This is a genomic window from Devosia sp. P2_G7 (genome assembly GCF_056403495.1).
This window is the reverse complement of the sequence record NZ_JBFUFI010000011.1, coordinates 85,358-98,246: the sequence shown is the minus strand read 5'-3', so window position 1 is coordinate 98,246 and position 12,889 is coordinate 85,358. Positions and strand designations below refer to the sequence as shown.

The following is a 12,889-nucleotide window of genomic DNA, read 5'->3' as shown; positions in this document are numbered from 1 at the left end:
GGGTGGCTCAGGCTGGCATCCGCGGAACGCTGCCGAGCAGTTTCCGGGTGTATTGATGTTGGGGGTCGGCGAGGATTTTGCGAGTGGCGCCGGCCTCGACGATGCGGCCCTTTTCGAGGATTACCATCTCGTCGCAAAGCGCCGCCACCACACCGAGATCGTGCGATACGAATACCAGCGTCATGTCCGCCGCCAGCCGCTTCAGCAGCTCGACGATGCGGACGCGGGTCGAAAGATCGAGCGCGCTCACTGCCTCATCCGCCAGCAGCAGCTTTGGCTTGGCGACGATAGCTCGCGCGGTGGCGATACGTTGCCGCTGCCCGCCCGAGAACTCGTGCGGATAGCGTCCGAGAATGCCCGGCTCCAGCCCCACGGAAACCAGCGCCGCCTCGACCAGCGTCCGCCGGTCGCCGGGAATACCGAGGGAGCGCAGCGGCTCCGAGACGATGCCGAGCACGTTCTGTCGCGGATCGAGCGAGGAGTATGGGTCCTGGAACACCGCCTGCACCTGCCGGCGATAGTCCCGCATGAAGCCGCCATTGCCGGTCTCGAGGCTCTTGCCATCGAACCGGATCTGCCCCGCGCTCGGCTTGGTCAATCCGAGCAGCAGCCGGAGCAGGGTGGTCTTGCCCGATCCGGACTCGCCCACCAGCCCGACGCTGGCGCCAGCGCGGATGCTGAGCGACACGTCATTCAGCACCAGCCGCTCGCGGCTATAGCCGAAGCTGACATTCTCGACGCTGACGAGGCTCATGGCGTGCCCTCCAGCGCGTCGTCGAACGCCTTGGCAGCTGCCACCAGCGAGCGAGTGTAGTCGTCCTGCGGTGCGCCGAACACCTCGCCCACCGGCCCGGCCTCTACTGCCACGCCCGCCTTCATCACCACCACCCGGTCGACCATCTCCGCTACCACCGGCAGGTCGTGGCTGATGAACAGCAGCGCCATGCCGCGCTCCCGCACCAGCCCGTCCAGCAGCTTCAGGATTTCCGCCTGCGTCGTCACGTCGAGCGCCGTGGTCGGCTCGTCGGCAATCAGCAGTTGCGGCCGGCACGCCAGCGCCATGGCAATCGCCACCCGCTGCCGCTGCCCACCCGAAATCTCGTGCGGATACGAGCGCGCAATCCGCTCGGGCTGGGGCAGGGCCACCTGCTCGAGCAGCGCCAGCACTTCGCGATCCAGCGCGCCGCCCGACAGTTCACGCCCATCGCGCCGCGCCCGCCGCCGCAGCGGCTCCGCCACCTGCTTGCCCACCCGCAGCAGCGGATCGAGCGCCGTCAGCGGTTCCTGGAACACGAACGCCGCGACCGTGCCGCGCAGCCCGTCGAGCACCCGGTCCGGCGCCCCGATCACCTGCTGCCCACCCAGCAGCACCGACCCCTTCGCGGCAATGGCCCGCGGCAACAACCCCGTCGCCGCCATCGCCGTCAGCGACTTCCCCGACCCCGATTCCCCGATCAGCCCCAGCCGCTCGCCGGGCGCGATCGAGAATGAGAGATCGGAAACCAGCGGCTTGCCGTCGACGCTGAGATTGAGCTTGTCGATCGTGAGGAGGCTCATCGCGAACCCCTCCGCGTCGGGTCGCCGATATCGCGCAGCCCATCCGCCAGCAGGTTGATCCCAATCACCAGCGACACCAGCGCGATGCCCGGCGCGATCGCCCCGATTGGCGCGGTGTACACTGTCCCCTGTGCTTCCTGCAGCAGCCGGCCCCAGCTGGCGTTCGGCGGCGGCGCCCCCAGCCCGAGGTAGCTGAGCGACGCCTCGGCAATCGCCGCGAGGCCGAACTGCAGCGCAAAGTTCACCGACAGCGTCGGCCAGATGTTGGGCAGCACATGCTGGAACACGATGCCCAGCCACGAGGTGCCGGAGGTCCGCGCCGCCGTGATGTAGTCCATCAGCAGCACCCGCTTGGCGAGGATACGCGTCAGCCGCGCCACGATCGCCGACAGCGCGATGCCGAGCGCCAGGATCGCCGTGCCGAGGCTCGCGGTATCGCTGGCCGCGACCACCAGCATGGCGATCAGCAGGGTAGGGAAGGCGATGAGAATATCGAGCGTCGCCGCCAGCGCATCGTCGAGCAGCCGCGTCGCGAACGCCGCCAGCATGCCGAGCGTCACCCCGATCAGCCCGCCGATCGCCACCGCGCCGAAGCCGACGATCAGCGCGATGCGCGAGCCGATCATGATCTGCGTGAAGAAATCGCGGCCCAGCCGGTCGGTCCCAGCCCAATGCTCCCACGATGGCGGCGCCAGCCGTCCGCCGGTCAGCGCCGTCGGATCGTATGGCGTCCATACCAGCGTCAGCAGCGCCACAGCCACGTGGATGGCAACCAGCGCGAAGCCGAGCCACAGCATCCACGACCCGCGCCACCGCGGCGCAGTTGCCACGACCGCGCTCATGGCGCACCCGCCCGGCCGCGCAGCCGTGGATCGATGAAGCGCTGCAGCAGGTCCGCCGCAAAGCCGATCAGCAGCACCAGCAGCGTCGAAATGAACAGCACGCCCTGCACGTTGGGATAGTCGCGCTGCTGGATGGCGAGCAGCAGCATCGAGCCGAGCCCCGGCAGTGCGAACACCTTCTCCACCACCACGGCGCCAAGGAACGTCGTCGCGAGCTCGATCCCAAGGATTGAGATCACCGGCACGGCCCCGTTTCGGATGCCATGCCGCACCAGCGCCTCGACAAAGCCCGAGCCGAGCGCCCGCGCCGTGCGGATGTAGTCGCTGCCGATCACGTCCTGCGTCGCCGAGCGCACGTAGCGCAGCAGCGACGCCGCGATCACCAGCGCCACCGTCAACACTGGCAGCGCCAATGCTACCGCCGCCTCGCCGAAATTGGCCCACCCCTTCAGCGGAAAGCCGCCGGACGGAAACAGCCTGAGGTTGATGGCAAAGATCGTGACGATCAGAATCCCCAGCCAGAACACCGGAATAGCGATCCCTAGCTGGCTGACGATCGAAATCGCCGCCCCGTACCACCGGTCCCCCTTCACCGCCGCGATGATCCCGAGCGGCAGCGCGATGACGATGGCGAGCACGAACCCCAGAATCGTCAGCGGCAGCGTCACGCTCAGCCGGTTGCCGATCTCACCCAGGACGCTGGCCTTGCTGACGAACGACGTACCCAGGTCGAACCGCGCGAGGTTGCCGACGAACGTCACGAACTGCGTCGTCAACGGCTGGTCGGAGCCGACCTGGCTCCGCGCCGCCTCGATCTGCGCCTCGGTGGCGCCGACGCCCAGCAGCGCATTGGCCGGATCGCCCGGCAGCAGCCGGAGCAGTACGAACAGCACCACTGCCGCGATCAACAGCGACAGGATCAGGATGCCGAGACGGCGGAGGAGGTAGGTAAGAATGGAAGACGGCCTTCGCAAAAATGAGAGCGCCGCACTCTAGCGTGCGGCGCCCTCGTCGTCATGGACCGGGGTCTTGCGACCCAGAGCTTACTTCGCCTTCTGGATCCCGTAGGCGAAGAACTGCGAGTTCAGCCCGTTCACCGGATAGCCGGTGACATTGGCCGCCGACACCACGATCTGCGGGTAGAGGTAGAGCCAGTTGCTGGCCGCGTCCTCGGCGATCAGCTTGTTGGCTTCCAGCAGCTTGGCGGTCTGCTCATCGGTCGTCGCCGCACTCTCGCTGTCGGCGATCAGCTTCACCACCTCAGGGTTGTTGTAGCCCCAGTAGAAGTCTGGGTTGCCGTAGAACACGATGTCGCGGTGGTTCACGTGCTCCTGCAGCGTCGCCTGGAAGTCGTGCGCCTTGTAGATCTTCTCGTACCACTCGTTGGCGGTGATGACGTTGATGTTCACCTTCACGCCGACCTTGGCATACTCGGCCTGCAGGAACTGCGCGACGATCGGATGCGGGTCGTAGTCGGGGGTATCGAGCGTGAACTCGAAACCATCCGGGTAGCCGGCTTCCGCCAGCAGCGCCTTGGCCGCATCGACGTCATAGGCATCGACGCCGGTCAGGTCGACGTACCACGGGTCGGTCGGCGGCACGAACGAGCCGATCAGCGTGCCGTAGTCGCCCCAGATCGAGTTGAGCAGCTTCGCCTTGTCGGTCGCCTTGGCCAGAGCCTTGCGCACCTTGACGTTGTCGAACGGCGGGACGCGGTCGTTCCAGGCCAGCAGTTCCTTGGTGGTCGAAGCGCCCTCAGTCACCGTGTAGGCGGGGTTGCCGGCGAACTGCGCCAGCGAGTCCGGGCTCTGCACCGAGGTGATCACGTCCACCGCGTTGGTCAGCAGCGCGTTGTTCAGCGCCGTCGCGTCGGTGAAGTAGGTGTAGATCACTTCGCCATTGCTCGGTGCGGTGCCCCAGTACTTGTCGTTGCGGGCCAGCGCCAGCGCCGAACCGCGGCGCCATTCGCCGAGCGTATAGGGACCGGTGCCGTCTTCCGTCGCGGTGATGTCGGTCGCCTTGTCATTGACGATCCAGACGTAGCTCAGATTGTAGGGCAGCGAGATCGAGCGGGCCGACAGCGTGATCACCACGGTCTGGTCATCCGGCGTCTCGATGCCGGCAATGGTCGAGAGGCTCTTCTTGCGCGAGCTCTTCGAAGCCTCGGCGGTGACGCGCTCGATCGAGTACTTCACGTCGGCCGCGGTCAGCGGATCGCCCGAGTGGAAAGTGACGCCCGGCTTCAGCTTAAAGGTGTAGGTGAGGCCGTCTTCGCTGGCGGCGTAACTGTCGACGAGCTTGGGCTCCACGGCGCCCGCATCGGTCAGCTGGAACAGCGCTTCGTAGACGTTGCCGTTGAACGCCTCGTTGATGCCCTGGCCGGCGCCGGCGGTGTTGTCGAGGTTCTGCGGCTCGTACAGCGAGCCGATACGGATCGTAGCGTTGGCATCGAACTCCTGCGCCATGGCTAGCGGCGCCAGCGCAACGCTGCCAAGCAGCGTTGCGGCGACCAGCGCGCGGCGGATGGAAATCTGGTTCATTCGGGGAACTCCTTGTTCGGCGTGGACCGATGCATGAAAGCGGTCTCACATTGGTATCTAGATACCCCGTTGCCGCTCAAAACCCTATGCTTTTACTAGTCTAATCCAACTGTTCGCGACGCCCGTAGCGGAACGCCCTTCGCTGCCGACCCGCGAATAGAAAATCTCGTTCCTCGTGGCGCTGGCCGGCGCCACGCCGCCCGGAAGTTACAGATATTGCAAGCTTTTCAGAGCGTCTGCGGTTACGCTGCGTTAGGTTTGGTTCCAGCGCCCACGGGCGGCGCGGTGCATAAGGGGGAGGCGCGCCATGAGAAACGGTGCGGTGCAACGGATACTGGTGACCGGCGGCGCCGGCTTCCTCGGCAGCCACCTCTGCGACCGGCTCATCGCGGATGGGCACGAGGTCATTTGCGCCGACAATTTCTACACCGGTACAAAGGCCAATATCAGCCACCTGCTCGGTCACCCGCGCTTCGAACTGCTCCGGCACGACGTGACCTTCCCGCTCTATGTAGAAGTTGACCGGATCTACAATCTGGCCTGTCCCGCCTCGCCGGTGCATTACCAGCGCGATCCGGTGCAGACCACCAAGACCAGCGTTCATGGCGCCATCAACATGCTGGGCCTCGCCAAGCGGCTGAACGCACGCATCCTTCAGGCCTCGACCAGCGAGGTCTACGGCGATCCCGAGGTTCACCCGCAGACCGAACAGTACTGGGGTCGCGTCAACCCGATCGGCCCGCGCGCCTGCTACGACGAGGGCAAGCGCTGCGCCGAGACGCTGTTCTTCGATTATCACCGCCAGCACCAGCTCGATATCAAGGTGATGCGCATCTTCAATACCTACGGGCCGCGCATGCAGCCCGACGATGGCCGCGTAGTGTCCAACTTCATTGTCCAGGCGCTGCGTGGCGAGCCGCTGACCATCTACGGCGACGGCAGCCAGACGCGCAGCTTCTGCTACGTCGACGACCTCATCGAAGGCATGGTCAGGCTGATGGAGACGGGGCGCGATGTCCCCGGGCCGGTCAATATCGGCAATCCCGGTGAGTTCACGATGCGCGAACTGGCCGAGATCGTCATCCAGCAGACCGGCAGCCGTTCGGAACTGGTCTTCTTGCCCATCCCTCCAGATGACCCGCGCCAGCGCCGTCCCGATATCGCCCTGGCCCGCGAGAAACTCGGCTGGGCTCCGACGGTCGAGCTGGCGGCCGGAATGAGCCGCACCATCGCGTACTTCCGTGAACTATTGGCGGCCTGATGCGCGTCGCTGTGGTTGGTGGAGCAGGATACATCGGCAGCCACGCTGCCAAGGCGCTGGCTATTGCCGGGCACGAGCCCGTCGTAATCGACAATCTCTCGACCGGTCACCGCGAGGCCGTTCGATGGGGCCCGCTACACGAGGCCGACATCCGCGACCGCGAGCGCCTGCGGGTGCTCTTCGCCGAACTCCGGCCCGAGGCGGTGATGCACTTTGCTGCCTCCGCCTATGTCGGGGACTCGATGCGGGCGCCGCTCGCCTACTACGATAACAATGTGTTGGGCACGCTCTGCCTCGTCGAAGCAGCGCAGCGCGCGGCTTGCGGAGCCTTCGTCTTCTCGTCGTCCTGCGCCACCTATGGTGTGCCGCAACTGCTGCCCATCACTGAAGCCACGTCGCAGCAGCCGACCAATCCCTATGGCGAAACCAAGCTCGCCTGTGAGCGCCTGCTGCACTGGACCGGAGCGGCGCATGGCCTCAACTGGATGGCGCTGCGCTACTTCAATGCCGCCGGAGCCGATCCGGAGGGAGAGATCGGCGAGATGCACGAGCCCGAGCCGCACCTGATCCCCCTGGCCCTCAAGGCGGCCGCCGGCACCGGCTTGCCGCTCAAGGTCATGGGCACCGACTACCCCACCTCCGACGGCACCGCTTTGCGCGACTACGTCCACGTCTCCGATCTCGCGGCTGCACACGTCCTCGCGCTCGAGCATCTGGTGAGGGGCGGCCAATCCCGCGCAGTAAATCTGGGCACCGGCCGACCTCACAGCGTGCTGGATGTCATCCGCACCGTGGAGAGCGTGGTCGGTCGCCCGGTTCCGCACGAACTGGCCCCGAGACGGGCAGGGGATCCGCCCGAACTGTGGGCCGACAGTGCGTTGGCTGGCTCATTGCTCGGCTGGACTCCGGCATATCCCGGGCTCGACGCGATGGTCGCGAGCGCCTGGGCCTGGGAGACGCGGCTCCGGCGCTAACCTTACCGGCCAATATTGTGCCATGCCGCGCGCCGCTTCTGGCAAGCCCGTGTTAGGAACCTCGCTGCGGCATCTATGGAGTATTGGTATGCGATACTATGCGATCGCCGCGCTTCTGGCATTTCTCGGGACTGCTATTCCCGCCGTCGCCGCCGACGTCCCGGCGCGGCCGGTGCAGGCTAGTCCCGAGCTCGCGCAAGAGGCGGCCCGCCACTACGTGTCGCAGCGAGCGGTTCTCTTCATGATCCGCGCCACCTACGGCGTCATTTCTTCCACCGACGTTCCCGCGCTGCTCGCCGCCGACGTACGCGCGGTCGGCACGGCTGGGCCGACCGCGCGCGACACCGCTGAGCTCCGCCGCGACCTCATCGCCGAGGGCAGCTATTTCCTGATCTCGCTGCGCTACCTTGCCGAGAGCGGCGGCGCCAACTGGCCCGGGGACCGGGCCGAGGCGATGTACAGCAGCGACGCGACGGTCACCGTGGATACCTTGCTGGACCACCTGTTCGATGCCGTCGATGCGGGCGAGGACGTGCTGCCGATCATGCAACAGGTCGACGAACTCTACTTCCTCACCGAGGGGGTGCACAGGGTTGAAGGCGACCTCGATCACTTCGCCGGTCGCGACGAGCTTGTAGATGATGCCTTCCTCCGGGCCGGAATTCGGTCGGGCACCTGAAGTTGATAGAGCCGGTCGTGCTTCGGAGACAAAATTGACTGGAACGGTGGTGCAATAGAGCGCTAGCGTCGTCTTAAAATGGAGGGGCGTGCGATGGCCGTGACTCTTGGCAGATTTGTTGTTTTGGCCACAATGATTGTGGTTCCCGGCCTCTTCCTATCGAGCGCCAGCGCCCAGGAACGATGTGAGGCCAGCCAGATCCCGCCGGCCCCGCGCACGGTGCGTCCACTGAATGAGTTGCGGCAGATGCTCCGCGATCCGGCTCAGGGCGCTCAATACTGCCAGGCGATCGCCGAGCTCGACGTCATCGGGGACACCGGCAACGCGAGCGCCATCCTCCTGCTCGGCGATATCTTCGCCCAGAACAAGATCATCGATGTCGATGGCCCGCGTGCCACCGCCTACTACGAGGAAGCGCTCCGGCTTGGTGAGCAGCCGGCGCTACAGAGACTGGGCGATCTCTATCGGCAAGGCGTCGGTATGCCGGTCGATCTCGACCGTGCGATCACCTACTACGAGCGGCTGCTCGATAGCGGCGACACCACCGGCGCCATTCGCCTCGCGGACCTCTACATCGCCGGCAACGGAGCAATTGCCGCGAACCCTGCCAAGGCAGTCGCGTACTACGAACAGGCCGCCGCGGCCGGCAAGAACGAGGCGCTCGTAAAGCTCGGGCAGTTGTACCTTGATGGCACCGGCGTCACCGCCGATGCCGCCAAGGCCGTCCAGTACTTCGAAACCGCGTTCAACGCCGGAGACGCCGGCGCGGGGCTGCGGCTCGGCAACGTCTACATCGCCGGCCGCGATGCCATCCCCGCGGATGTCGCAAAGGCGCTGGCTTACTTCGAAGGAGCCGCGGCCAAGGGACAGCCGGCGGGCTTTCTCACGCTCGGCGAGATCTACCGCAACGGCAAATACGTGCCCAAGGACGAGTCGCGGGCGGCAGAATATTTCGAATCAGCGCTGGCCGCGGGCAACAATGCCGCGCTGGTGCGGCTTGGCGATATCAAGGCCGCCGCAGGTGATGCGGCCGGAGCCCTTGGCTACTACGATCGCGCGAAGGCCGCCGGCCAGCGCGACGCCTTGGTCCGTCTCGGCGACATTTTCAATGACGGCAAACTGGTGCCCGCCGATATCGACAAAGCCACGCGCTACTTTGACGAGGCCCTGGCGCAGGGCGATGCCGCCGGCGCATTGCGGCTTGGCGACCTGTACGCGTCCGGCAAGAGCGTGGTGGCCGACCCCGAGCGGGCGCGCGGCTACTATCTCAAGGCTCTCGAACTCAAGAATTTCGCCGGTGCCATGCGGCTGGCCGACATGGCGGGAGCCGCCGGTAACGCCGAAGATGCGCTCAAATACCTGAATGTGGCGCGAGACGGCGGCGATCGCGGCGCGCTCCTCCGGCTGGGGGATTTCTACCGCAACGGCAAGCTGGTGCCGCGCGACGATGCCAAGGCGGTCGAATACTACCAGGCAGCCTTCGACCAAGGGACAGCCGATGCCGCGATGCGGCTCGGCGAGGTCTATCTCGCGGGCCACGACACGGAGCGCGCGATAGCTAGTTTCACCGCGGCCATCGAACACGGCGTGATTGGCGGTCACGCCAAGATCGGCGACATCTACCGCGAAGGCGCCGGTGTTAAGCAGAACACCGACAAGGCCGTAGCCGAATATGAGGCTGGCCTGGCCGCTGGGGACGGCAACGCGGCGCTTCGGCTTGGTGATCTCTATCGCGACGGCCGGCTCGTCAAGGGCAGCGCCAAGCGGGCCATCGGTTTCTATGAGAAGGCGACCGAGGCCGGCATCGGCGCCGGCTGGACGCGCCTGGGCGACCTTTACAGCAGCGGCACCCTGGTCGCGCTCGACGCCAAGCAGGCCGTCGCCAGCTATGAGAAGGGGTTGGCCGCCGGCGATTCCGACGCCGCTATCCGGCTCGGCAATTTGTTCCTTGAGGGCAACATCGTCGGCGCCGATCCGGCGCGGGCGGCAACCTACTACGACAACGCGCTGGACCGCGTGCCGGACAAGGTGCTGATGCGCCTTGCAAGCATTTTCCGCGACGGCGTGCTGGTCGAACCGAGCCCGGCGCGCGCGGTCTTCCTCTATGACCGAGCCCTGAACGCCGGCCAGAAGGGCGCTGCCCTGGAGATTGCCGAGATCTATTTCCGCGGAGCGCTGCTGCCGCAGGACCTCGCCAAGGCGGAGTCCTACTACCTGCAGTCGCCCGATGGTGTGCCGCACAAGGCCCTGCTGGCGTTCGGCGACATGTATCGCGACGGTGCCGGTGTTGCCGTCGATGTCGACAAGGCAGCCAAATACTACAGGGCAGCGCGCAAGGTTGAGGCGGGCCGGGCCGGCATGCGGCTGGGCGACCTGCTGGCCACCACTGACCCGGTAGCGGCGGCCGACAACTATCAGCTCGCCGCCGATGCGGGTGAGCGCGACGCTTATCTGAAGCTGGCCGACATCTACCGGGACGGAAAGACGGGGCAGGTCGATGCGGAGAAGGCCTCCGCGCTCTACGAGGAGGCTCTGGCGCGCGGCGACGCAACCGCGGCCGCTCGGCTCGGCGACCTCTACTTCGATAGCGGACTGGTGCCGCAGGACGTCGCCAAGGCGGCGGACTTCTACAAGCAGTCGGCCGGCGGCGTTCCGGCCAAGGCACTGATTGCCGTAGCCGACATGCGCCTGGCCGAGGCGCCGGCAGAGGCTATTGCCTATTACGATGCCGCACTGCAGGCCGGCGACAAACTCGCTGCCGCTCGCTTGGGCGACGTCCACCTAAAGGGCAACGGCACGGCACGCGACATCGCTCGGGCATATGACGAGTTCGCCGCCGCCGGAGATCTCGCCGACCCGGCATCGCTGCTCGCCCTCGGCGATCTCTATCGCGATGGCGATGGAGTAGCAGTCAGCGCCGAGCGAAGCATCGCGCTTTACCAGCGCGCGCTCGCATCGGGATCACCCGACGCCGCCGCCCGCCTGGGCGACGTCTATTTTGACGGCGTTCTGCTGCCACAGGATATCGCGAAGGCCGCCGGATATTACGAGCAGACCGAGGCGGGCATCCCGGCCAAGGCGCTGATTGCGACCGCCGAGGCCAACCTGTCGGGGCTGATGGGCAGTCCCGATGTGCCGATGGCGACCGATCTCCTCGAGCGTGCCGTGGCTGATGGGCAGTTGGCCGCAGCCGTACGGCTGGGTGATCTCGATTTCGCGGCCGGAAATGCAGTCGGCGCCGCCGACCACTATGATCGGGCGCCAGCTTTGGTGCCGCCGCAGCGCCTGCTCGAACTCGGTGATGCACTGCTCACCGGCGAGGGGCGTGAAAGCGGCGGCAACCGCGCCGTGGCTTACTACCAGGCCGCACTGGAGGGCGGGGTGACAGCCGCGACCGACCGCCTCGGCAATCTCTATTTCGACGGCGAGTTGGTGGCCAAAGACGAGACCAAGGCGGCGAGGTATTTCCTCGACGCTCCTGGAGGCGTGCCGACCAAGGCGCTGCTTTCCGTTGGCGATCAGTTGCGCGACGGCAAGCTGGGCGCCCCGGACGGTGCGGCGGCACTCAAATACTACGAGGCCGCCCTTGCGGCCGGCGAGAACGCGGCCTTGGGGCGTCTTGGTGATCTCTACTTCGAAGGCAAGCTCGTCCCTGCCGACATGGCGAAGGCGGAAGCCTTCTACCTGAAATCGCCTGACGGTGTGCCGGCCAACGCCGCGCTGGCGTTTGGCGATCGCTATCGCGATGGCAACGGGGTGCCCGCGGATATCGACAAGGCCATTGCCTACTACCAGGCCTCCAGTGCCGGAGGAGAAACTGCGGCGGCCCTGCGCTTGGGTGACATCTATTTCGACGGCAAGCTGGTGGCCGCCGACATCGTCAAGGCCGGCGGCTATTACGACACCGCCACCGGTCAGCTCGGAGCCGATGTCCTGCTGCGCCTCGGCGACGGTTTCGCCGAGCAAGGTGCCGACGCCACCCGCATCGTGTCCTACTACGAGCAAGCGCTGGCCAAGGGCGATGCAGAGGCGGCCCGTCGCCTCGGCGATCTCTATTTCGAGGGCGGGCCGGTCCCTCGCGATCTCGGTGTGGCCGCTTCCTACTACGACCAGTTCGATGGCGATCTGGGACCGGATACTTACGCGGCGCTGGGCGATGCGTTCAGCCCCGGCAGCGCCTCGGCGGACAGCGCCAGGGCGGCCGACTATTTCGAGAAAGCCGCAGCGGCAGGTAATCACGGCGTTCTCGCGAAACTCGGCACCCTCTACCTCGGCGCACCAGGACTGGTGCCCGATTTGCCCAAAGCCGAGAGTCACTTCATTCAGGCGGCGATCGATGGCGATGCGACCCCGCTGTTCTCGCTTGCCATGGGCTATCTCGATGGCGCCATGGAAGGGCAGCCGCCCGACGCCGGTATCGCGTTGCTGCGCCGCGCCGCAGAGGCCGGCGTGCCTGACGCCTCGATGCGCCTGGCTGATGCTTTGCTCGCCGGACATGGCATAGCCCCCGATCCCGCTGCTGCCGTCTCGGTGCTGAAGGCCGCGGTCGACGCCGGTGACGTCGCGGCAGCGCGCCGCTTGATCGCGCTGTTGCTCGAGGGCTCCGACGGCGTCGCCCGCGATCCGTCGACGGCGCGCGTCATGTTGGCCAAGGTCGAGACCAAGCTCGATCCGCAGGATCATCTGTTCGAACAGATGCTGCTCGACGCCGCCAGCCGCAAGTCTCCCGCCGCCTACGCTGAGGCTGCCGAACGGTTCATGAAGCTCGATCTGCCAAGACGCGCCATGCTATTGCCGCGATTGCGCGGCCTAAGTGAGAACGCGTACGTTTTTGTCGTGCAGGAGCTGCTGCGGCAGCAGGGTCTCTTCGAGGGCACGCCTGATGGCATGCTGACCGGGGCAACCATCCGCGGCATTCGCGAACTGTGCGTGAGCAAGGGCAAGGCGAACGCCTGCGATGCAGGGCCGCTCGGTCCTGCTGCTGTTGAGGTCGTGGTCAGCACGTTGAAATGACGTCTGATAGGAAAGTTTGACCG

Annotated in this window: 9 protein-coding genes; 4 read left to right on the top strand and 5 right to left on the bottom strand. The window is 66.2% G+C overall.

Annotated elements, in window-relative coordinates:
• Positions 1 to 7 precede the first annotated feature (7 nt).
• The 5 genes from AC1DWU_RS17505 to AC1DWU_RS17485 all read right to left on the bottom strand — a co-directional run bounded on the left by AC1DWU_RS17505 (position 8) and on the right by AC1DWU_RS17485 (position 4,939).
• On the bottom strand, positions 8 to 754 hold the full coding sequence (locus tag AC1DWU_RS17505) for an ABC transporter ATP-binding protein (RefSeq protein ID WP_477151287.1): 747 nt from the start codon (positions 752 to 754) through the stop codon (positions 8 to 10).
• Positions 751 to 1,557, bottom strand: coding sequence for an ATP-binding cassette domain-containing protein (locus tag AC1DWU_RS17500; protein ID WP_477151286.1), 807 nt, complete (start codon positions 1,555 to 1,557; stop codon positions 751 to 753). Before AC1DWU_RS17500 ends, AC1DWU_RS17505 begins: the two co-directional genes overlap by 4 nt.
• Positions 1,554 to 2,399 (bottom strand): ABC transporter permease, encoded by an 846-nt coding sequence (locus tag AC1DWU_RS17495; RefSeq protein ID WP_477151285.1) that lies wholly within the window; start codon positions 2,397 to 2,399, stop codon positions 1,554 to 1,556. Before AC1DWU_RS17495 ends, AC1DWU_RS17500 begins: the two co-directional genes overlap by 4 nt.
• Entirely contained in the window at positions 2,396 to 3,373 is a 978-nt protein-coding gene (locus AC1DWU_RS17490; RefSeq protein ID WP_477151284.1) for an ABC transporter permease, read from the bottom strand. The genes AC1DWU_RS17495 and AC1DWU_RS17490 overlap by 4 nt, the downstream gene beginning before the upstream one ends.
• Positions 3,374 to 3,442: 69 nt before the next feature.
• Positions 3,443 to 4,939 (bottom strand): ABC transporter substrate-binding protein, encoded by a 1,497-nt coding sequence (locus AC1DWU_RS17485; protein ID WP_477151283.1) that lies wholly within the window; start codon positions 4,937 to 4,939, stop codon positions 3,443 to 3,445.
• 307 nt (positions 4,940 to 5,246) lie between these two features.
• Here AC1DWU_RS17485 and AC1DWU_RS17480 point away from each other — a divergent pair, with 307 nt between their 5' ends.
• The 4 genes from AC1DWU_RS17480 to AC1DWU_RS17465 all read left to right on the top strand — a co-directional run bounded on the left by AC1DWU_RS17480 (position 5,247) and on the right by AC1DWU_RS17465 (position 12,866).
• A complete protein-coding gene (locus AC1DWU_RS17480) occupies positions 5,247 to 6,200 on the top strand; it encodes a UDP-glucuronic acid decarboxylase family protein (protein WP_477151282.1) in 954 nt (317 codons plus the stop codon).
• Positions 6,200 to 7,174, top strand: a complete 975-nt coding sequence (galE, locus tag AC1DWU_RS17475; RefSeq protein WP_477151281.1) for a UDP-glucose 4-epimerase GalE — start codon at positions 6,200 to 6,202, stop codon at positions 7,172 to 7,174. Before AC1DWU_RS17480 ends, galE begins: the two co-directional genes overlap by 1 nt.
• Before the next feature lie 88 nt (positions 7,175 to 7,262).
• On the top strand, positions 7,263 to 7,853 hold the full coding sequence (locus AC1DWU_RS17470; protein ID WP_477151280.1) for a hypothetical protein: 591 nt from the start codon (positions 7,263 to 7,265) through the stop codon (positions 7,851 to 7,853).
• A 246-nt stretch (positions 7,854 to 8,099) separates the two neighbouring features.
• Positions 8,100 to 12,866 (top strand): tetratricopeptide repeat protein, encoded by a 4,767-nt coding sequence (locus AC1DWU_RS17465; protein WP_477151279.1) that lies wholly within the window; start codon positions 8,100 to 8,102, stop codon positions 12,864 to 12,866.
• Positions 12,867 to 12,889 lie beyond the last annotated feature (23 nt).

Coding starts and splice junctions, on each gene's coding strand:
- AC1DWU_RS17505 (WP_477151287.1), bottom strand. CDS start 754: ATGAGCCTCGTCAGCGTCGAGAATGTCAGCTTCGGCTATAGCCGCGAG.
- AC1DWU_RS17500 (WP_477151286.1), bottom strand. CDS start 1,557: ATGAGCCTCCTCACGATCGACAAGCTCAATCTCAGCGTCGACGGCAAG.
- AC1DWU_RS17495 (WP_477151285.1), bottom strand. CDS start 2,399: ATGAGCGCGGTCGTGGCAACTGCGCCGCGGTGGCGCGGGTCGTGGATG.
- AC1DWU_RS17485 (WP_477151283.1), bottom strand. CDS start 4,939: ATGAACCAGATTTCCATCCGCCGCGCGCTGGTCGCCGCAACGCTGCTT.
- AC1DWU_RS17480 (WP_477151282.1), top strand. CDS start 5,247: ATGAGAAACGGTGCGGTGCAACGGATACTGGTGACCGGCGGCGCCGGC.
- galE (WP_477151281.1), top strand. CDS start 6,200: ATGCGCGTCGCTGTGGTTGGTGGAGCAGGATACATCGGCAGCCACGCT.
- AC1DWU_RS17470 (WP_477151280.1), top strand. CDS start 7,263: ATGCGATACTATGCGATCGCCGCGCTTCTGGCATTTCTCGGGACTGCT.
- AC1DWU_RS17465 (WP_477151279.1), top strand. CDS start 8,100: ATGCTCCGCGATCCGGCTCAGGGCGCTCAATACTGCCAGGCGATCGCC.